Annotated in this window: 21 protein-coding genes and 2 pseudogenes; 9 read left to right on the top strand and 14 right to left on the bottom strand. The window is 47.1% G+C overall.

Annotated elements, in window-relative coordinates:
• Window positions 1-31: 31 nt before the first annotated feature.
• The 4 genes from MMB75_RS18170 to MMB75_RS18155 all read right to left on the bottom strand — a co-directional run bounded on the left by MMB75_RS18170 (window position 32) and on the right by MMB75_RS18155 (window position 3,382).
• Complete coding sequence (locus MMB75_RS18170) at window positions 32-670, bottom strand: TetR/AcrR family transcriptional regulator (RefSeq protein ID WP_016818528.1); 639 nt, start codon at window positions 668-670, stop codon at window positions 32-34.
• A gap of 166 nt (window positions 671-836) precedes the next feature.
• Window positions 837-1,472, bottom strand: coding sequence for an NAD(P)-dependent oxidoreductase (locus MMB75_RS18165; protein WP_016818527.1), 636 nt, complete (start codon window positions 1,470-1,472; stop codon window positions 837-839).
• Window positions 1,473-1,562: 90 nt separating this feature from the next.
• On the bottom strand, window positions 1,563-2,573 hold the full coding sequence (locus MMB75_RS18160) for an MBL fold metallo-hydrolase (protein ID WP_016818526.1): 1,011 nt from the start codon (window positions 2,571-2,573) through the stop codon (window positions 1,563-1,565).
• Between the two features lie 23 nt (window positions 2,574-2,596).
• Window positions 2,597-3,382 carry a class I SAM-dependent methyltransferase gene (locus MMB75_RS18155; RefSeq protein WP_016818525.1) on the bottom strand — a complete coding sequence of 262 codons (786 nt, stop codon included), beginning with the start codon at window positions 3,380-3,382 and terminating at the stop codon, window positions 2,597-2,599.
• Between the two features lie 263 nt (window positions 3,383-3,645).
• Between MMB75_RS18155 and MMB75_RS18150 the strand changes: the two genes are divergently transcribed.
• Complete coding sequence (locus MMB75_RS18150) at window positions 3,646-4,524, top strand: DUF72 domain-containing protein (protein ID WP_016818524.1); 879 nt, start codon at window positions 3,646-3,648, stop codon at window positions 4,522-4,524.
• Here MMB75_RS18150 and MMB75_RS18145 read toward each other — a convergent pair.
• From MMB75_RS18145 to MMB75_RS18125, 5 genes and pseudogenes are all read right to left on the bottom strand, one after another.
• Complete coding sequence (locus MMB75_RS18145; RefSeq protein ID WP_016818523.1) at window positions 4,516-5,631, bottom strand: tetratricopeptide repeat-containing glycosyltransferase family 2 protein; 1,116 nt, start codon at window positions 5,629-5,631, stop codon at window positions 4,516-4,518. The genes MMB75_RS18150 and MMB75_RS18145 overlap by 9 nt on opposite strands.
• Window positions 5,631-6,503, bottom strand: a pseudogene (locus MMB75_RS18140) (class I SAM-dependent methyltransferase). Before MMB75_RS18140 ends, MMB75_RS18145 begins: the two are co-directional and overlap by 1 nt.
• Window positions 6,496-7,845, bottom strand: a complete 1,350-nt coding sequence (locus MMB75_RS18135) for a nucleotide sugar dehydrogenase (protein WP_016818521.1) — start codon at window positions 7,843-7,845, stop codon at window positions 6,496-6,498. Before MMB75_RS18135 ends, MMB75_RS18140 begins: the two are co-directional and overlap by 8 nt.
• Before the next feature lie 2 nt (window positions 7,846-7,847).
• Window positions 7,848-8,828 (bottom strand): polysaccharide biosynthesis protein, encoded by a 981-nt coding sequence (locus tag MMB75_RS18130; protein ID WP_016818520.1) that lies wholly within the window; start codon window positions 8,826-8,828, stop codon window positions 7,848-7,850.
• A gap of 19 nt (window positions 8,829-8,847) precedes the next feature.
• Window positions 8,848-9,555, bottom strand: coding sequence for a glycosyltransferase family A protein (locus MMB75_RS18125; protein ID WP_277509534.1), 708 nt, complete (start codon window positions 9,553-9,555; stop codon window positions 8,848-8,850).
• 215 nt (window positions 9,556-9,770) lie between these two features.
• On the opposite strand from MMB75_RS18125, the gene MMB75_RS18120 reads away from it, so the two are divergent.
• Window positions 9,771-10,484, top strand: coding sequence for a GT-D fold domain-containing glycosyltransferase (locus MMB75_RS18120; RefSeq protein WP_040103003.1), 714 nt, complete (start codon window positions 9,771-9,773; stop codon window positions 10,482-10,484).
• A 210-nt stretch (window positions 10,485-10,694) separates the two neighbouring features.
• Window positions 10,695-11,822 (top strand): SGNH/GDSL hydrolase family protein, encoded by a 1,128-nt coding sequence (locus MMB75_RS18115; RefSeq protein ID WP_019688457.1) that lies wholly within the window; start codon window positions 10,695-10,697, stop codon window positions 11,820-11,822.
• A gap of 223 nt (window positions 11,823-12,045) precedes the next feature.
• Here MMB75_RS18115 and MMB75_RS18110 read toward each other — a convergent pair whose 3' ends face one another.
• Window positions 12,046-12,462: a hypothetical protein gene (locus MMB75_RS18110; protein WP_016818516.1), complete on the bottom strand. Its 417-nt coding sequence runs from the start codon at window positions 12,460-12,462 to the stop codon at window positions 12,046-12,048.
• A gap of 164 nt (window positions 12,463-12,626) precedes the next feature.
• Here MMB75_RS18110 and MMB75_RS18105 point away from each other — a divergent pair, with 164 nt between their 5' ends.
• The 5 genes and pseudogenes from MMB75_RS18105 (at window position 12,627) to MMB75_RS18090 (ending at window position 17,491) form a co-directional block, all read left to right on the top strand.
• Window positions 12,627-14,606: a methyl-accepting chemotaxis protein gene (locus MMB75_RS18105; protein WP_016818515.1), complete on the top strand. Its 1,980-nt coding sequence runs from the start codon at window positions 12,627-12,629 to the stop codon at window positions 14,604-14,606.
• A gap of 57 nt (window positions 14,607-14,663) precedes the next feature.
• A complete protein-coding gene (locus MMB75_RS18100) occupies window positions 14,664-14,840 on the top strand; it encodes a YjfB family protein (RefSeq protein ID WP_016818514.1) in 177 nt (58 codons plus the stop codon).
• 187 nt (window positions 14,841-15,027) lie between these two features.
• The gene (locus MMB75_RS18095) at window positions 15,028-16,383 is read left to right on the top strand and encodes a dipeptidase (protein WP_016818513.1); all 1,356 of its coding nucleotides are present in this window, start codon (window positions 15,028-15,030) and stop codon (window positions 16,381-16,383) included.
• Between the two features lie 220 nt (window positions 16,384-16,603).
• Window positions 16,604-16,759 (top strand): annotated as a pseudogene (locus MMB75_RS26150) (putative RNA methyltransferase); the annotation flags it as partial.
• A gap of 132 nt (window positions 16,760-16,891) precedes the next feature.
• Window positions 16,892-17,491 carry a methyltransferase domain-containing protein gene (locus tag MMB75_RS18090; protein WP_225164801.1) on the top strand — a complete coding sequence of 200 codons (600 nt, stop codon included), beginning with the start codon at window positions 16,892-16,894 and terminating at the stop codon, window positions 17,489-17,491.
• Between the two features lie 70 nt (window positions 17,492-17,561).
• Here the strand turns inward: MMB75_RS18090 and MMB75_RS18085 are convergent, their stop codons facing one another.
• From MMB75_RS18085 to MMB75_RS18070, 4 genes are all read right to left on the bottom strand, one after another.
• Complete coding sequence (locus MMB75_RS18085) at window positions 17,562-17,996, bottom strand: hypothetical protein (RefSeq protein WP_016818511.1); 435 nt, start codon at window positions 17,994-17,996, stop codon at window positions 17,562-17,564.
• A gap of 108 nt (window positions 17,997-18,104) precedes the next feature.
• On the bottom strand, window positions 18,105-18,596 hold the full coding sequence (locus MMB75_RS18080) for a hypothetical protein (protein ID WP_013372771.1): 492 nt from the start codon (window positions 18,594-18,596) through the stop codon (window positions 18,105-18,107).
• 166 nt (window positions 18,597-18,762) lie between these two features.
• A complete protein-coding gene (locus MMB75_RS18075) occupies window positions 18,763-19,245 on the bottom strand; it encodes a hypothetical protein (RefSeq protein WP_016818510.1) in 483 nt (160 codons plus the stop codon).
• Between the two features lie 371 nt (window positions 19,246-19,616).
• Window positions 19,617-19,844, bottom strand: a complete 228-nt coding sequence (locus MMB75_RS18070; protein ID WP_013372773.1) for a helix-turn-helix domain-containing protein — start codon at window positions 19,842-19,844, stop codon at window positions 19,617-19,619.
• Between the two features lie 306 nt (window positions 19,845-20,150).
• Here MMB75_RS18070 and efeO point away from each other — a divergent pair, with 306 nt between their 5' ends.
• Entirely contained in the window at window positions 20,151-21,029 is an 879-nt protein-coding gene (gene efeO / locus MMB75_RS18065) for an iron uptake system protein EfeO (RefSeq protein ID WP_016818509.1), read from the top strand.
• Window positions 21,030-21,033 lie beyond the last annotated feature (4 nt).

Here is a 21,033-nt window from a genome sequence, read left to right as displayed (position 1 = left end):
ATCACGATGACGACCTCAGTACACTTCATATTTACGCTGGAGATGAAGAGGGTTTACATACATCGAGCGTATTCTTCAGTGTAAATGCATACACCTCTTGGGCCATGTCCACAGTCAAAAAATGACCTGCAAATTGTAGATGTATCACCCCGTGTAAAGCTGACCACAGCATTCGGACAACCAGCAGTGGGTCCTGTTCTTTCAGTGCTCCCTGCTCCATAGCATGTATGACGGTTTGTAAGATTCGCGATAATGCCGTTGTGGTACCCTCCAAGCTCTGTTCATCCGGCTTAAAATCAGATAATGCCCCGCCAAACATCATTTTGTAATAGGCTGAATGAAGCCGCGCAAATTTCCAATATGCCCAGCATAAAGCTTCCAGATCAGCGAGTACGTTTTTCGTAACAGGTACTTGTTCAAAGGTTTCAGCCAATAGCCGGCATCCATCCAGATACATTTCATTGGCAAGACCGTCCTTACTGCCAAAAATACTGTAAATGATCTTGGTGGAACAGCTTAATTTCTGTGCAACTCGCCGTACAGTCACTGCCTCAGGCCCTTCTTCTGCAAGAAGGATGCATGCCGCATCAATCACATTTTTACGGAGCAATTGTTGCTGCTGTAGCTTCACCTCAGAATAGGTTTTATAAGGTTGCGATGGCTCAGACATCGTTCAATGCACTTCCTTTATTCATCTCAGAAACACTGTTTCCTTATAGAATCATAGTATTCCATCCCTAAATGTTTGTCAAATAAAAAAGAGCGCAACATAAGTAGATACACTTACTGCGCTCTGGTTGGATGTTAAAAATGAAGCTATGTTTTGCGTTCCACGATCAATAGGCAATGCCCACCCTTGTGCGGATAAAATCGCAACTTGTCCATTGACGATAGGTAAAATCAGCTGTATCCGCAGTGGAAATTTGTGAGCCGTCTTCAGGCAGAAAATCTTTTTCCACGCGATATACACCTGTACGTCCGCCATCTGGCAAATAGGTTGGACATACGACTGTCCAATCTAGTGCCGATTCACGCAGCAATTCGTACACTCGCCGATGCTCCTCGGCCGCGCGGGTGCTGCGTCGCCGGGTATCGGAGGACTCGTACCGATACAGACTCGGTTCGGTCCGGCTTTGCAAAATCCCTGCCGTTCCTACCGTTATGAGTCGGTGAATGGACTGCTCCTGCATCAGCCGGATCAGCAGACCTGCACTAACGGATAAGGTGGTGGTTCCATCTGTATTCAGCGCACTGATCACAACTGTTGGCCCGCCTTTCAGCGCTTGTGCTACGTCCTCCGCGTTGGTGGCATTACCTTGTACAATTTGCAGCTGTGTCCCGTATTGGGATGCGAAATCCTCCAACTTGTCCGGTGAACGAACTAGGACGGTTACGGTATGACCATCCGCTAACGCATATTCTAATATAAAACGGCCCACACGTCCGGTAGCTCCCAGCAGCAGCAAATTCATAAAAGCCTCTTCCCCGGCATACATGCCGTTCATGTTGTTCTGTCATGTTGCATTGTCATATCACTATACTCGCTCGTTAACTCCACGCCATTATTGATAGCAAAGAGGATAAAAGCGAGTGATGGGACTCGTCTCGCTCATAGAGGCTCGTTCACGGCGCACCAGCTCCACCAGGTGGGCCAGTGTCTCAGACATGGCAAACCTTAGCTGGTGAATCCCCAGCTTGTCGCCGAACACGGCAATGCACAGCTCATAAGCTGTGCTGCCTTCCGGTTGGACGAGCTGCAAGAATTTGTCCAGCCGTTCTTCATGATGCGCCAGCAATGCTTGCGTCCGTTCGCGAAAATATCCAAACGGATTGCGATGCCCGGGATATGTCCATGCCACCTCTAGCTCACCTAGGCACTGCAAGCCATCTATATAAGACTTCAGCGGCTGGGCGTCACTGCCCGGCAGCAGGCTGATATTAGGGGAAATCTGCGGCAGCACTGCGTCACCGCACAGAATAACGCCGCTATTCGGCTCATATAAGGACACATGTCCAGGCGCATGCCCTCCAGTCTCTACGGGCATCCAGCTGCGTCCGTCTAATTCCAGACGAGCGTCTATTCCGGTAGGAATGAAGGTAATCTCAGGCTGCGGATTCACTTGCAAATAAGCCTGCCGCATATGTAATTCCAAGGCTGATACCTTTTCCAAAGGAAAGCCATGCTGGACAAAAAAGCTGGGCAGCCTTTTCTCCATAGCGGTCGTCGATTCTGGAGCGTCCCACATCATCCTCGCTTCCTGATGGCTGCGAGCTGACATATGTACGCGAGCCTGACCTTGCTGCTGCATCCACCCCGCCAGTCCATAATGATCGGGGTGATGATGAGTCACCACAATGTCTGAAATATCCTCAAAGGACATTCCCAGCTGTTGGAAGACATATGCCCATTCCGCCTCTGTATCCAGATTGCGCGGACCTGGGTCTACAATTGTAAAACCGTGCTGTCCCTTGAGCACATAGCTATTCACCCAGCGCAGCGGAAAGGACATGGATATTTTGACCTGAAAGCCTCCGTCTATTCGCTCACACGGCGTAAGCTCTGGCAATTTCATGGCTTCCCCTCCGGCCTTCTGTTTCAAGCCCGCACACCGACAAAAATCATTCGGGGCGAAGCATCTTCTATATATTGATCTTCATCATAACTTCCGTGCACCTGCTCTACGGATAGCCCGGCTTGTTCTAGCAATCCACGGAACTTTTCATACGGATATAGCTTTACTCGCTCATAGTACACACGCGCAGGTTGTGCGTCAGCATGAGTGGCATCCAGCTCAGAGGCTGCTTCTGTGGTCGTCACAGATGCGGCTGACCGGATGGCAATTTGCTTTTTCACAAATCCATCTTCAATGACCCGATGCTCCTCAATCCAAGATCCCTCATCCTCCCGGGACGAATGCGGTACCAAATGTGCAGCTACGTAGGAAGGGTTCAAATAATCTATAATAAAACGACCTCCCGGTTTCAACAGCCGATAAATTTCCTTTAATACCTTAAGCTGCTCCTCATCCTTCTCAAAATAACCAAAGGAGGTAAACAAATTGACCACCGCATCAAAGCTTTCATCCAGCGGCACCGCTCTCATATCCCCTTGATGCCAGCTTACCCGCCCTTCGGAATCCGCCGCATGCGCCTCTCTCAGCAATACATTGGACAGGTCCACACCCGTCACCTTATACCCTGCATCGGCGAGCGCAAGCGAATGACGTCCCATCCCGCAGCATAAATCCAATACGCTGGAACCTTGCGGTAATTTGAGCCAGGAGATCATTTTTTGCACTTCCTGATAGGCTCCCTGAAAGTCGCGATGCTTGTATACCAATAAATAATCTTCCCCAAAGCTCTGCTCGTACCATTCTGCCATATCGTTTCTCCTCCATGAACTCATTTCGCTCTATTACATACTATATTAGCTTTTTCAAACTGGAAACTCAAAAACATTACGAATAAGCATTTTGCAAAAGCACCAAGCTTCCTGACATGAGAGCATGTTACAATAACCGTATTTGAGCTTAAATAATCATAGGAACTTCATACCCACTTCATGTGATTTATTCCATTTTATCATTAAAATGAATCATGGGAATGCCTTTACAGAGGTTTCATGCAGGAAAGGAGCGGCAAAGTATGATTCAAATTGGACTGACGGGTTGGGGCGATCACGATGACTTGTATCCAACGGGCACTAAAGCTAACCAAAAACTAAGTGTCTATGGAAGCCATTTTCCCGTAGTAGAGATGGATAGTTCTTTTTATGCGGTACAGCCTACGGATCGTATGGCACGCTGGGCGACGGAAACTCCAGACTCCTTTTCATTTCTCGTCAAGGCCTATCAAGGCATGACCGGCCATACCCGCGGCAAACAGCCTTACTTCAAAACCATTGATGCGATGTATGAAGCGTTGCATGCATCCATACTGCCTCTTCGCGAAGCGGGCAAGCTCAAAGCTGTGCTGTTTCAGTACCCACCCTGGTTCGACTGTACACGTGAGAATGTCGCCATATTGCGAGACACGAAAAATAGGATGGGAGAGGTCCCATCCGTACTTGAATTCAGACATCAAAGCTGGTTCACACCAGAATTTCGGAAGCAAACGCTGGCATTTATGCGTGAAGAAGGCTGGATACATAGCGTATGCGACGAGCCGCAGGCAGGCCCCGGGTCAGTTCCCATTGTACCGCTGGCTACAGACAGCAACCTGACCATCGTACGTCTCCACGGACGGAACATATCAGGCTGGAATCAAAGCTCGGCACCTAATTGGCGGGAGGTTCGTTATCTGTATCGGTACAATGAACAAGAATTGACCGAATGGAAAGACAGATTGCTGGAACTGGAGCAGCAAAGCCGTGAGGTATGCGTTATATTCAACAACAACTCAGGTGGAGACGCCGCTGCCAATGCCAAGCAACTCATGACCATGCTGGGCATGGAGCCTAGACCTTTTCCACCTCGCAAGCCACCTGAAGCGGATCAAGGGCCGGAACAGCTTGAGCTATTTTGACGGCCGGGCTGTGGGTGAAAGTTTGGGCATAGCCTCTCTGAGCTTGCGTTCGTTATCCAGCAAATGCGGGTCATCTGGCAAATAACGTAAAGCGACTTGGTTGTGCTCATATGAAGCTTCCAGCTTACCTACATGGGCGTAGCAATGACTGAGTCGTACATGAGGTAACCAAGAGTAGCATGGCAGTGGGACAGGTCTCATACCAGGAAGGTGATGCTGTTGCTCCAATGCTCTTTCATACCAGTATGCGGCAGTACTCCATTCATTTCTTGTGAAAAACCAGTCCCCGATCATGCAGCACAGGTCTGCTTGCGGTACCCCGTATCGAAAAGAGCGTAACAAACGATCCAGCTGTTGTTCGGGCTTCCCGAGATGGAGATAGCATTCAGCCGCTCGCGCACAAGCAGTAATGCGATCCTCCTGGTAGCCGCTCGGCTCCTCCAGCAGATGGTCGAAGCCCTCTGCGGCCTCGGCATATTCCTTACGGTCAAAGCATTCATTGGCGTGAAAATACAGCAGACGCCCTTCCAGCTTGCCGCTTTCGCTGATCCACCGGGCGAGAATACGCTGGTTACGGAGCGTATGGTCTTGCATTCGGCGATGTGTCACTGCCACATCCGCATGCACGATTTGCCCCTGAGGTATCACCAGATCCTCATGCAGACGCCCTTCCCAGCGGTATTGTCGCTCCCGCTTCACAAGGCGAATACGGCGTGAGCTGAACAACGGTTCACCCCGCTCACCCTCTGCCAAGTGAAGTGGCATCACCACCGCGTCGATATTTTCGGACAAACGCTGTTTTAAGGAACGAAGACGTTCACGATCGGGTTCCAGCAGCACATCATCCGCATCCAGCCACATGATATAGGAACACGTTGCCTTGTCAAACGATTCATTACGAGCGGCGGCAAAATCGTCCTTCCATTCAAACGTATATATCCGATCCGTATAGCGGGCTGCTATCGTCTTCGTCTCATCCGTTGATCCTGTGTCCACAATGATGATTTCATTCATCAGGTCTGCGACCGAATCCAGACACCGGGACAGTGTTAACGCCTCATTTTTTACGATCATGCACAAGCTGAGGGTCATTGGATGCTCAGTCATCACTTCACGTCATCCCCTTTACCGTTGGCTGACTCTTCCGTTGTTTTTCCGGTAGACTTGCCATCAGTATATGCACCTCTCCTCTCAGCCTGCGCCTTGTCTATCTATTCGACATGCGTAACCCTTTCCAACGGCAAAAGTTGTTCCTCCATATGCCGGATTCGCTGTACCGCCTTGTCGAGTGCGGCCTTTCGCTGATTCATTTTGCGAACATGCTGCTGCTCTACCCGTTGAAACTGCTCCTCATCCAGCTTCATCCATTCATTCAGTTGCTCTGTCCCTGGCTTGGCCTCACGCAGCTCTTTCGGCTTCTTGCGACCTGCAAAGCACAAATATTTATGGTGTACCTCCAGCGTTTGTTCTATAAAGTAAGGGTACAGCACACGGGAGAGACTTCCGGCATAGTAAGTCCGTTTGTGATCGTGAAACGGATGATATCCATAAGGTACAGACAGGACGAGCGTCCCCTTTTTATTCAACAGGCGGTAAGCATGAGCCAGCAGAGTGTCGGGATGCGCAAAATGTTCCAAAATCTCTCCTAAAATAATAGTGTCAAATCCGCCGGGAGGACGTTCAAATTGTGAAATGTCCTTTAACTGAAAGTGGACTCGTCTCCTGACGGGTGCAGATTCCTGTCGAAGCTCTTTTTTTGCATACGAAATGCTGCCCTCTTCCAAATCAATGGCCGTTACCTCAAAGCCTTCCCGCGCGAGCAAAATGGACGTGATGCCCTGACTGCATCCAACATCTAGCACGGTACGTCCCTGTACATGGCGGCAAATCCAATGAATTCGATTGCGGGTGGCTTCATGGGATTCCTCCGAATTGATCTGCCCGTAATAACGTTCGTTTACCTGATCACGGTTAGCCAACAGCGGCGCCCCCTCCGTCACCGGGTTGCCCCAAGATCACGACATGTCCACCTGTGCAGTGTGCAGTCGCATTACGTGTGTCGAAGACCAGCGGAGCATGGTCAACCAACTGTTGATAGTTCACCACAGAATGGTCTGTCGTGATGACTACGATATCTGCACTTTCCCACAGCTGGGCATTTGCCGTCCGAGATGGAATTTCTTCACCGTTCAGCTTAAAACTCGATACATACGGGTCGGTGAAGCTAACCGAAGCGCCCATTTTAGTTAGATGCTCGAACAAGACAAGCGCCGGGGATTCGCGAACATCATCAATGTCCTTTTTGTAGGCCACACCTGCCAGAATAATATTGGCCTTGTTTATGGCTTTCCCTTCCTGAGCGAGCATGGATTCGATTCGCTCCGCGATATACAGCGGCATACGCCGATTCATGCGGTCTGCCAGATCTACGAATTCCAGCGGAAAACCATGCTGCTCCGATTTCCACGACAAATATAGCGGATCAACCGGGATACAGTGTCCCCCAATGCCTGGTCCTGGATAGAAAGGCATGTAGCCGAACGGCTTGGTTGCCGCTGCATCCAGTACCTCCCATATATTGATGCCAATTTTCTCACAAGCTGCTGTCAGCTCATTGACCATTCCAATGTTGACACTGCGAAACGTATTCTCAAACAGCTTGGCGGCTTCAGCCACAGTTGTCGAGCTAACCGGAACAATCTGATCCAAAAAAGACCCGTAAAAACCTGCTCCTGCTGCCAGACAATCCGGTGTGCAACCGCCGATCACCTTAGGGGTGTTGCGAATGTTAAAATGGACGCTGCCCGGGTCGACACGTTCCGGTGAAAAGCACACATAAAAATCCTGACCCACTGTCCATCCCCTGCGCTGCTCTATTACTGGCCGAATCAGTTCTTCGGTCGTTCCCGGATAGGTGGTACTTTCCAAAATCAACAGCGTTTGTCTACGCAAATGAGGTATGGCCTGATCAATGGCTGTCTCAATATAGGACGTATCTGGTTGATGTCCGTCCGTTAGCGGCGTAGGCACACAAATCACGACGATATCCGCATGCTCCAGCACCTTGATATCCGTAACTGGATGCAATTGCTGCCCGATCAGACCTTTCAATGCATCATCGCCAATGTCTATGATGTACGACTTTCCTTGAAGTAGCTTGGCTACTTTGACGGGGTCGGAATCCACGCCATATACATCATAACCGGCCTTTGCCATTTCCACTGCCATGGGCAGCCCTACATAACCGAGGCCGATCACTGCCACCTTTACCGTTCCTTTTGTGATTCTTTCCATAAGCTGCAAAATACCCACCTCTTTCATCGTTACTCCATACCTTGCAGTAACTCAGCAATTCCAGCGCGATCCATTAACTCATCGTCCGAGCGATATTGTTCGAAGTTCACCCGCTCCAATCCACCATATTGACTCAACAAACGCTTGTCTGCTTGCTGGGGAAGAATAACAAAATAACGATCATCATAGCGATACGTGTGCGGCACCTCATAGGGCGAAATCAGCACCTCATGTAGCTTTTCCCCACCACGTATACCAATTTCCTTCACTTTTAACTTAGGCTGCCCCGCCTGTTCTTTCATCACTTCTGCCAAATCCGCAATATTGCAACCCTTCATTTTCATGACTAGTATCTCTCCACCAATCGCCGTAACAGAAGCCTTCAGCAGTAAGCCAATCGCCTCTCCGAGCGTGAGGAAGAAACGTGTCATATCTGGGCTCGTCAGCGTTAAATCCTGTCCTTCCGCGATCTGGCGCTTGAACAGAGGCACGACACTTCCACTCGTTCCGAGCACGTTGCCGCCGCGAATACACACAAAGCGAGTACGTTCACTTAAGGCGTTGGCGCGGATCATCAATCTTTCGCCAATCGCCTTCGTCATCCCATATACATTCACCGGGTCTACCGCCTTGTCTGTAGAGACATCAATGACCTTGGCGACTCCCTGCTCTATGCTGGCCCGAATCACATTTTCCGTACCATGTACGTTCGTCTTGAAAGCCTCTTCCGGCTGTTTCTCACACACAGGGACATGTTTTAATGCTGCCAAATGGAACACATAATCTACCCCGCGACAAGCCTCCCGTAATGCCTGAAGGTCCCGAATATCTCCAATCATGAAATTTAGCCGGGGATCAGACTGAAATTGCCGCTCCATGGCAATCTGTGCAAATTCACCGCGTGAGAAAATACGAATTTCTGTCGGCTCCTCCTTCAGCAATTCAGCCGTCAGGCGTTGCCCCCAAGATCCCGTTCCTCCGGTCACCAGCAGTTTTTTTCCTTTGAACAATATAATCTCCTCCTGACGGTTACGAATTGGCAATGCCTGTGCCCAAAAATTCAGCCAGCACCGCGTTCATTTCATTTTCTGAGAGTCGATCCTTTGCCGGCACCTTTTTCACCGATGTATTGGCGGCATGAATGACATTCACATAGTTGCGAAGCGGAATCACCTCATGCGGCAGCTCCGTTACATATCCGTGTGTGCCTTTCCCAGGAATAACGACACGGTAATCATTCAGAAATTCCTCTACTTGATAGCGGAACACATAAAAGGAAGGCGAGTGGTGAAACACAGGTGCCATCTGCCCCTCAACCGCATCCCACAAGTAACCCATTTGATTTACCAGCGCAACCGTATCCGGTTGAAACTTGTAATCATGCAACTGTTGTACAAAGGATTGGTGATACAAATCGTCGGAATCTATTCGAGCAATAAGCAGTTCGTCCGCTCCTTCGATGTACGCATTGATACGACGTTTACTTTCGATGCTCGTACCAAAACGGATGTGCTCAGGAATGGGCTCCCGTTGGGCCAGTTCCTCTTCCACAATGTCGCTGCATCCACCCGCCAGCTTGACGACAGATAAAAAATCCGTATTTGTCTGATTGAGCAGACTCCGCAGTGTAAAGGCTCTGAATATATCCAATCGCTCGCTAATCCACTCACGTGTCAGGCGGTTGGGATTCATCCCATAGTTATTAAAGTTAATTTCAATCACAATCTTGCGATTCATTGAACTTCCTCCCTTTCATCCGTCTTCTCTCAAGTTATGAAGACGCTCCTGAAACGGCACGTACAGATGCAACAACTCTTGCAAAAATAGGTAGAATCGAAAAAGAATAGCCGTTCATACAAAAACCTTTTTACTTTCGACATATGATAGAATACGAAGTTTTTTACTCTATTTGAAAAGTCGAACAAGCAGGACTGACAGGGAGGAAACAAGATATGACATATCCAAAATATCTGGAGATTGACGAGGTATTAAAACGTTTGAAGCTAGCACTCGATCAGCACCAGCCCTTCTCACTCATACGTATTGGAGATGGCGAAAATTTGGTATTGGCTCAAGATACCGTCTGGCCGATGGAAAAGGTGTTACAGGAACGCTGGGCAGTCAAAGCCAATCTCGGCCAAAAGGGACTATTTCTGCCGAATACGGAACTACGAGACGCAGTGGCAGAGGCAGTGAGCAAAGCCAGCATAGCTGGCATTTTGCCTTATGCTGACGAATCTATTAAAGCACCATCCTATATGAAGCGGGAGCTGACCGATCAGGTTTTTGCTCACTATGATCTTTCTCCCGCGCTGACTTGCCATGCCTGCCTGAATCGATATTTGGCGGAGACACCCGCTTTCTGGAACATCCTGAAAAATCGACGCATTTTACTGGTAACCCGGACAGCCGCTGAAGTAAAGCCTGTTCTTGAAGCCGAGCCGTACGGGCTGCATATCGCGCACACGATCGCATTTCATCAATATGAACAGATGCCGGAAACACTCGGGTGGATCGCAGCACACAAAGATGACTTTGATATTGCGCTGTTCTCTTGTGGTGTCAATGCAGTGGTATTGGCGCAAAAAACAGCAGAATTAACTGGCAAAGTAGGTATAGACTTCGGCAAGGCGATTAATATCGTCATGTTCGGCAAAGCTAATTAAAGAATGAAAGTAATAGTCTGAAAAGAATCAACTTCGTTATTGGGGCTCCGTATATCAAAAAAAGCATCAGCAAAATGAAACCTGCTGGTGCTTTTTGCTATCCATTGCTGTTCTAAACTTACTTAAAAATAGATTTGAGATTACCTGTCACTTCTTTTACAATATTACAGAAACTAGCATTCATTCGAGATTATGAGGAGGATGTTGAATATGTCGCATAACAAGAGATTGAAGACATTTCCACTTGCAAAAGCAAAGCATGTAAAGGTTCATGGCCGAACTACGCCAACACTTACACCTCTTACTCTATTTTGGACAGGCAGCGGCATTGAATTAAATATGAAAGGCTCAGAGCTATGGATTGAAATAGAAGCCGATTATCAGGTGTATGAGCCCTGGATCAGTATTGTCATCAATGGTGTCCCGATGAGTCGTCTGATGGTGACCGCTGGTCGGCATTGGATCTGTCTTTTGAGAGGATTGAACTCTGACACGGTCAAAAATGTCCGTCTCGTCAAGGATGCCCAGCCTATGAGCTCGGACCCGCGCTGCTTGTTGCAAATTCATGCCCTAAAGGTTGACGGAGAATTGCTGCCGGTCCCTAATAAGCCCCTCAAAGTAGAGTTTGTCGGGGACAGCATTACTTCGGGAGAAGGAACGATTGGAGCGAAGGAGGAGACCGACTGGGTTCCTATGCTGTTCACGGCTCTACGCAATTATACAGCCATAACAGCCGAGGCACTGAATGCGGATTACCGAGTATTCTCACAAAGCGGATGGGGTGTGCTAACAAGCTGGGATAACAATCCACATGGGAACATACCGGCATATTATGAGCAAATATGCGGTGTGCTCATCGGAGAGAGAAATGAAGCATTAGGAGCATTTGCCGATCATGATTTTACCTCTTGGCAACCGGACGTGGTCGTAGTGAACTTAGGGACTAATGACGGTGGAGCCTTTTATTCTCCAGCATGGACAGACCCAGTAAGTGGGAAAGTGTATAAGCAACGTTTGAATGAGGATGGCACATTTAATGAAGAAGACGTACAAGCTTTTGAAAACGCTACCGAACGCTTTCTTGTCAAGCTTCGGAATTGCAATCCTACTGCCCATATTGTATGGGCCTATGGGATGCTTGGTACTCCGATGATGTCAGCGATCTATCGGGCGGTCGATGCGTACAAGAAAAAAACGAGGGATCGCAGTGTGTCCGTATTCCAACTGCCCAACACGACAGAAGAAACGATAGGATCTCGCAGCCATCCCGGACTCCTCGCCCATACCAAAGCGGCAGACGAGTTGACTCAGTATTTGCAAGAAATTTTAAAGAATTAGCAGCCCGTAAAAGCAAATCAACTCTGTTGTACACACCATGAAGTAATCACAACAACCATATCATTTATGTTCTCGGTGTTGTAAGGAGTACAGACAGCCACAAGCCTGCGGCAAATGTCTACCCCAGGCTGTGGCTGCTAGGCTTAAAGCGCAGCTGCCTAATCATAGGAAAACCATGAACAGGCAGCGAGCTCTGAACCGGAGAATACTTGTCTGATATATTTTACAAAAACGGAGTTGAAGCGATACCCGTGAATACTTCCGGACCATTGCGGACAGTAGTCGAAACACCGGAAATATAAGAAGAATATACCGTTTGTATGGCCCAGGGAGCGGACAAATCCTGTGCATTAAAAGCTTGCGTTTCATTAGCTCCATTCACGCCCAATACCCCCTCAGCGCGGTAGACTACCTCGTTCGGATCATAGTTAGCTCCACGTACAATCTCAACCGCATACGTATCACCAAACTCACCGATCAGACCAATCGAACCACTAAAAGTCACAATCGGACTCGGCACAAGATAAGTTCGCAGCGTAATCATACCGAATCGCTCTGGTACAGGCCCCAATTGAATATCGGGGCCCTCACCTGTTTTTGATGAATTGGTGGAGCTTCTCATATCCAGAAAAAAACCCATACCTTATCCCTCCAAATTGCAAGATACTCCATGCTATGCAAGCAATTCTTTGACGTATTGGACAAATTAGCAATAAATCTATCAATTCAGCTCCAAAAAACCGATAGTAAATACATATGGTATAAGCTTTTGAAATGAATATATAGTTAGAAAGCAGGGGTTAGATGAAACAACTGAAACGACTGAAAACATTAACACTACGCAAGAAATTGACAGCAGCTTTCCTGCTGGTCATGCTTGTTCCTAGTATTATTGTGGGCTCTTTCTCATATCAGGCAGCGTATAACCAGACAGATCGCCAATTACTGGACAGTGCAACATCTAGCGTGACTGCAGCTGATCGCGCAGTTACTCAAACGATTCAAGCCAAACTAGCTGATCTTGAATATTACTCCACAACGTTGACGGCTAGTGATAACAGCGCTGAAGCAGATGATGCCATTCTAAAAAGATTACAAGTGTATTTGAAAATGCATGCGGAAGTTGTTGATATGTTTGTAGGAACTCCCGAAGGTAAACTTATTATTGGCAAAGCCGTAGGCTCCACAAACGATCCTCGGGAACGTCCGTGGTATAAGCAGGCCATGGAGAAACCCGGTCAAACCGTAATCAGCCCTGTCGGGCTCAATACGGCCAAGGTCCCCGTTGTGTATATTTCACGTACACTTCCCGACAACAGCGGTGTTCTCGGTCTTTCTCTGAATTTGAATAATTTAAAAGAAATCACAAAGCTAAGAATCGGACAAAATGGCTATATTGTGATATTTGATAGTACCAAACGCATCGTTACCCACCCGACAGCAGTCAGCGGGAGTACCGAAATGGGAGAAAAAACGCCTGAATTGTTTACCTCCAAGGAGGGTAGCTTCGATTTCAATGCCGCTGGTGTAGCTAAACATCTGATTTTCAAAACCAATGAGCTGACAGGCTGGAAAATTGCCGGAACGATGGACAAATCAGAAACCCGTGCCTCCGCCCAACCTATTCTTCTCACGACAATCGTAGTGTTGGTCATTGCAGCCATCATCATTGGTGTGCTCGCAATGTGGCTGATCAACAGTATCCTTAAACCCATCCATAGATTGCGTAATTCTATGGATGCTATCAGCCAAGGTAATCTATCGATTAATGTGGCTACGAACAGCACAGATGAAATTGGCGAGTTATCAAGATATTTCCAACAAATGGTGGATAACCTGCGTAACATGATTAGAGAAATTCAAGCAATGACAGGTAATTTGTCAGCATCCTCGCAAGAACTTGCCGCAGGTGCAGAACAAACGACCCGTGCCATCGAGCATGTGACCATAGCCATTCAAGATGTCGCTGCCGGCAGCGAACGTCAGGTGGACAGTGCTAAAGATAATCAGAAACGAGTTAGCGGCATGTCTGCTGACATTACAGCTATGACCGACACCATGGCAGAAATGACCACTTATTCCGCCCAAGCTATTCAGGCGTCGGATGCAGGCAGTGAGCATATCGGCAACAGTGTCATCTCCATCGATGGAATTCGCACTACCGTGGAAGAGCTCGATACGATTGTCAGCGCTTTGAGTGACCGTTCCGGACGAATCGGGACGATCGTCACCGTCATTACGGAAATTGCTAGCCAGACGAATCTGCTTGCACTGAACGCTTCTATTGAAGCAGCACGAGCTGGGGAGCATGGCAAAGGTTTTGCTGTCGTAGCAACAGAGGTCCGCAAGCTGGCTGAAAACTCAGCTTATTCCGCACAGCAAATTCGTGAACAGATTCAAGGGATACAGAGCGGTGTATCTGAAGCCCTGGTCGCTATGGAATCTGCCAAGGAACGCGTAACGGAAGGGATCAATTCCATTGATCTATCCGGTCGCTCCTTCTCGCGCATCCGTAGAGCAGTAGCCAAATCAGCGAAGCAGCTCGATAACGTGGCTGCTTCTACCGCGGGAGTAGCCAATGGAACGAATGCAGTCGTTAGCAGCATGGAGGAAATTACACGCATCGCTGAAGAAGCAGCATCTCATACAGAGACCGTGTCCGCAGCCGCAGAGGAACAGCTCGCCTCCATGGAAGAGATCGGTTCGTCTGCCGCAGATTTGACCCGTCTGGCAGAGCAGCTTCAAGATTTACTGACACAATTCCAATTGGATGAAACAAAATAACCATTCCTACCGATAAATACAGAGAAAGCGAATTTTCAAAATGAAGGAGGATGGAACATGGATATCGCAGCATTATCCACAGGTATGAGTCAGGCCAGCTTGGCTCAAGCCGTAAGTGTGAAGGTATTGGGTATGGCTAAGGATCAGGCCAGTGAACAAGGACAGGCTTTGGTACAGATGATGGAAAAAAGCGTACAACCGCATCTTGGGGGTCATCTGGACATCCGGGCATAAGTACATCCTATTCATGATGAAAGGCGATTCTACTCAGGTCTGTACAGACCCGGGCAGAATCGTTTTTTTTCTCCCTATTTTTCGTTCAGCATAAAACGTAGTAAACTAGACATATCGTCCACAACCTCGGTTCGGAGGATAGCGCAATATAAAAACGATTTACATTTAAAAGGAGGATACATAGTTTATGAGTTATACTGAATATTTTGAAAAAGCCAGAGAACAACAACTGGGCGAGCTACAGGAATGGCTGTCCATTCCGAGTATCTCCGCATTATCGGAGCACAAAAAAGACATTAATCAAGCAGCCGAATGGCTGGCGGCCAAACTGACTGCTGCAGGCTTGGAAAACGTTGAAATTATTCCAACCAAAGGCCATCCGTTAGTGTACGCAGACCATTTGCATGCACCTGGCAAACCAACCATCCTTGTGTATGGACACTATGATGTGCAACCTGTGGACCCGCTTCACCTGTGGGAAACGCCACCGTTTGAGCCATCCATTCGCGATGGAAAATTGTATGCGCGCGGAGCGACAGACGATAAGGGGCAAGTTTTCTTGCACATTAAGGCGGTTGAGGCCATTTTGAAGCAGGAAGGCAAATTGCCGCTGAACATCAAGTTTTGCATTGAAGGCGAGGAAGAAGTGTCCAGTCCGAACCTGCTTGAGTTTTTGCACACCGGCGCTGAACGCCTAGCAGCCGATGCTGTACTGGTGTCTGACACCTCTCTGATCGAAAAAGGGAAGCCTGCGATTTGCACAGGTTTGCGCGGACTGTGCTCACTAGAAGTCGCCATTCACACGGCGAACACGGATCTGCATTCCGGCTCCTTCGGTGGCGGTGTGCCGAATGCCCTGCATGCTTTGGTGTCCCTGTTGGCAACCCTGCATGATGACAAAGGCCGCGTTAGCGTCGAAGGATTTTACAACGATGTTGCTCCATTATCGGCAGAGATGAGAGAAGAATTCGCGAAGCAAGGCTTCAATGAGAGCAAGCTGCAACAAGATCTTGCACTTGATTCGCTCTATGGCGAAGAAGGGTTTAGCTTCGTCGAGCGTGTTGGGGCTCGTCCTACACTGGAACTGAACGGCGTATATGGCGGCTTCCAGGGTGAAGGTACGAAAACGGTCATTCCGAAGGAAGCTCACGCTAAAATCACATGCCGCTTGGTAGCTAATCAGAATCCGCAAGATATTCTGGACAAAATTGAGCGCCATTTACGCGCACACGTTCAGACAGGAGCTACTCTGGATATTCAACAAGGTGAGAAAGCGAACGCCTTTAACATCGACCCGTCACATGCGTTTTTACAAGCAGCAGCGGATGCCTTTGAGAAGGTATACGGTGTACGTGCCCTCTTTACCAAGGATGGAGGCTCCATTCCGATCGTGGAAACCTTCTCCCGTGTGCTGAGTGCTCCAGTTGTATTGATGGGCTTCGGCTTGCCAGATGAAAACCTGCATGCACCAAACGAGCATTTTAATTTGGAGAATTTCGACAAGGGTCTGCTGACGATTGTGGAGTTTTTGAAATCTGTGTAAGCATATGACAACTTCTAATGGCTAAGTTACAATAGAGAGGGCGAAAGCCCTTTCTATTTTTTTAGAGGAGCGCTGCACAATATGATTATTCAGTTCATTCGTTTACGGTAATGTGAGGTACAGTTCATGAAAACTCAATCATTTTTTCGAAAAATGGGTTGGGTTTATTTGGCTGTGCCTTTTTTCATTCACCCAATACGAATGAACGAGGTGCTTTTCTATGTCCAAATGGAATAAACACGAGATGAAGGCTAGCCTGATCAGGAAGCATCAACATCTTTTTAGTTGTCCTGTATGTTCTCAACCCATGCGTATGGTGGAAGGTAAAAGCCTCCTATGTATGAATCAGCATTGCTATGATCTTTCAAAACACGGGTATTTACATTTATCCGCCCGATCCCATAAAACCAAATATGATAAACAACTATTTAACTCCAGAAGAATGATGTGCAATAGCGGATTTTTTGATCCTTTAAATGAAGCCATAAGCTGCACGATGATGAAGTTTATGAAACCCCTGTACGATCAAAAATCACATCTGTACTTGCTGGATGCAGGTTGCGGGGAAGGTTCCCCTTCGAGCCACATTCAGGATAAGCTTACCTGGAAGGGAATCACCGAGCTTACAAGCGTAGGTATGGACCTGTCTAAAGAAGGTATTGTGGCCGCAGCCAAAGCATATCCTCATGCCCTCTGGTGTGTTGCCGATTTGGCTCATTGCCCATTTGCAAATCAACAATTTGACGGTATACTCAATATTTTATCCCCTTCCAATTATGCTGAATTTAAAAGGATTCTTTCGGAGGATGGCTGCATTCTAAAGGTCATTCCCGAACCATATTATCTTCAGGAATTGAGATGCTTGTATGAACAGAAAAAGCCAACTTATTCAAATGACAATATATTAAGCCGGTTTAAAGATAGCTTTAATCTTCTATCCGCCGAACGAGTAACCTATCGCTTTATGCTAAATGCCGACCTTGTGGAGCCTTTGCTCCATATGACTCCCTTATCGTGGGGAGCTACGGAAGCAGACTGGCAGCGAATGCAGGAAATAGATTTACCGTATGTCACCGTAGATTTACTCATCTTATGCGGTAAAAAATAACATACCAAAAAGCATTCACAGCATGTGATTACGCATGCTCGTGAATGCTTTTTTTCGTTAATGCCGTCGCTTAAGGAAAACGAGTGTAGCGCAACAGGTGAACCAGCCGATTCAGCCGTTCTATCTCCCGATCCAGCTCATGCAGTGGCTGCCCCGCCAAAGCAGCGTTCGCTCTCCGATCACGTAGCGGATTTATTTTCCGGCCAATGAGTTTCAGCACGGTGGCCTTCCCCATGTTATTCACCACCACATATTGCGTTAGCGGATCAAGCTCAATCCACAATACATGGTGCTGTTGAAAAAACAACAGTAATTGCTTTTTTAACTCATCCAGCTCATAAGGCTCACCTGCAATTTGCGGCTGATGATGAAAGGCAACATAGCCCATCACACGCAGGTCACTTATGATTTGTTCCAAATGAAGCGTTTCGTTTATGTACACATTGTTCGTGCTGATGCGGTTTCTTGCACCATTCGTACGATTTTCCCGGATGACGTTCACCACCTGACTATCGTTTATTTTAAGGTTTATCTTTCCCCTTTTTCACTGTAGCGCAATCGGTTTTAAAAAATCAGAACGTATACAAACCTTATGAACAAAAAAACAACCGGCTTATACGCCAGTTGTTTCCCGTTCCACAAAATACTTATTGGTCATATAATGAGCCTTGCCTCTAGAAGTATCAACCATTCCCTTTTTGTTGTCGAGAAAAACAATCTCCCGGCATTTGGTGCAGTACCACTTGGTCCGCTTGAAGGGGGATTCTGTTACATACGATGTACCACATTTGCAATCTACTTTAATTAAGGTTTCTGTTGATTTGTAAGCTTGAGACAGCTCTCTTAAGCCAGTATCCGGCTGTTGAATCGGGATAATGACCTCCTGATAGCTTGAATACTGATTGTGCACTTTAAAGTCAGCCACCAGTTCCGCATGCAGTCCAAAGTACTCTTTGCCAATCTCGGTTACAAATTTCTTGCCGATTCTGTAACACTCAAGCCATTCCTGTATCTGTTGATTAGACAAAGGCACCGTGCCCTTGATACCACTATTTAATGTGTAAGTCATGATGTATAAAGTATCATCTTGTCTATGTCCGTACATGAGAAGCCTCCTTATAATACACTTGATAATGTACTACAAAGCGTACAAAACATCAATTTTATTATTTGGCAAAAGATATAGTAGCATTTCCAAGTATGGATTTAATATATGGTGAAAAGCATATAAAGACGCGTGCGAGTCTGTTAGAAAAGCAACTGACAATCTGTCAGTTGCTTTGTCTTTCTACATAGTATTTGTTGGTCATGTACCAGGCCTTGCCTGTATTCGTATCCACCATGCCCTTTTTACGATCCAGGAACACAATATTGTTGCATTCCTTGCATGACCACTTGGTTCTCTTATGAGGTGATTCTTCTATGTAGGAAGCACCACATTTACATTCTACCTGAATTAATGTTTTATACTGACTATACGCTTCTACCAGTGGGTCCAGATCTACAGCTTTACGTTCCATTACAGGCTGTATCATGGATATGTGTTCTCTCTGCTCCGAGTATTCATTATGTACCTTGAAATCTGCTACCAACTCAGGGTTTAAACCAAAATATTGTTTGCCCACAACTGTTACAAATTTGCTGCCGATTCGATATGCTTTAATCCATTCCTGCACCTGTTTACTGGATAGGTCGACTGTTCCCTTTATACCGCTGTTCAGCGTGTAAGTCATTGAGTGTTGGTTGGGTGTCATATGTCTTATCGTTCACCTCCGATCAAGAATATACCACAGGTAGTCCTAAGCAAAAACCCGATTCAACTTCCATCCTGTCGTCATGCTAATTTGTATTTCATTCTTAGACTATCACCAGATGCATTTCTATCTAAATACAACTTTGTGGTACAGCTTCCACCTCAATTATTCATATAACTTATTGGAAAACGCATGGTATTTTCTTCCTTATCTATATAGTACACCACTTATACACAAATTCCCACATATTTCAGCGGTTTAATCGTTTTTTTCGTCATATCCTCAGCATGATCAAAACAAAAGCCTTCCCGACCACCCTTCATTGTTGAAGGATCATCGAGAAGACTTTGTACCCCGCAAGGAACGAGAGGTCAGATTTTTAATTCGCCAAGCCTGATTAATTCTACGACCGCCTGTGAACGACCTTTTACGTTCAGTTTCTGCATTACGTTGGAAATATGGTTACGCACCGTCTTCTCACTAATAAATAGTTGTCCGGCGATGTCACGCGTTGTTTTGTCCTGCACGAGCAGTTCAAATACTTCACGTTCACGGTGAGTTAACAAAAACTTGTTTTTCTGGTCGTTACCCTTCGTCAATTTCACCCCTCCTTGCTCGGGTTTTGTGTGGTGTAACAAGGTTAAGGGATACAGTCAACACATTTTATGTCATGTGCTCAGGTATGGTTCAATGTGCGGATAAAAATGGGCATAGGCACCTTACTTGTAGCTTTAATGACGAGTTGAACTTTGTGTCTAAAATATGTATTGACAGGCATTTAGGCCAGCCTTATGATAAGAAAAAATGCGACTGATAATCATTATCAAAAATGATAATTCGTTATAGAGATCGCGCTACAGACTATGGTTCAGGGCCAGTTTGGCCAGAAAGGGTGTTCATTGATTATGAAACTACGTTATGCCGTACCGGCCGGAGTGCTGGTCTCTTCTATTCTGTTTGCAGGTTGCGGACAAGCCGGAACTGCGGATCAGCAGCCTGCTGCAACATCCAAAGATACAGGAGCAACAACACAGACCACGACTCCTGCGGCGACTGCTCCCAATTTTGATCAAGCGGTTGCGGCTTACCGTACCTATGCAACCGAGCAATGTGATACGTTTGTGAAAAAGACAGAAGAATTCACGAACGCAGTCAAAGCTGGCGAGCTGGATAAAGCCAAGGCTTTGTATGCTCCAGCGCGTATGTACTATGAACGAATTGAACCGATTGCGGAAGCACTAGGCGATCTGGACCCGAATATTGACGCTCGTGACGGTGACGTGGATGCAGCGGATTGGCGCGGATTTCACCGTATTGAGAAAACATTATGGGAAGAAAACACCACCAAAGGATTGGACGAGTTTTCCGACCGCCTGCTGAGTGATGCCAAGCTGCTGCGTGCCAAAGTAGAAACAGTTAACATTGATGCCAGCTTGATGGTAACAGGTGCAGTCGAGTTGCTGAACGAAGTATCTACCTCGAAGGTAACGGGTGAAGAGGAGCGTTATTCTCATACGGACTTGTACGACTTTGCGGCCAATGTAGAAGGTGCTCAAAAGATTTATGACATTTTGAAAACAGATCTGAACCAAAAAGACGCGGCGTTGGAAAAACAAATTGGTGAGCGCTTTACAGCCTTACAGCAGGAGCTGGCTCCTTTCAAAGACGGCGAAGGCTATGTATCGTATACCAAACTGAAACCGGAAGAAATTAAAAAGCTAAGCCAGAACCTTGATGCTTTGGCAGAACCGTTGTCCCAAATGGGGAAATTGTTAGGAGTGTAATGAT

The organism is Paenibacillus sp. P2(2022), assembly GCF_029522175.1.
Classification (GTDB): Bacteria; Bacillota; Bacilli; order Paenibacillales; family Paenibacillaceae; genus Paenibacillus; species Paenibacillus polymyxa.
Note: the sequence above shows the minus strand (reverse complement) of the source record. Positions and strands in the feature narration are given on the sequence as shown.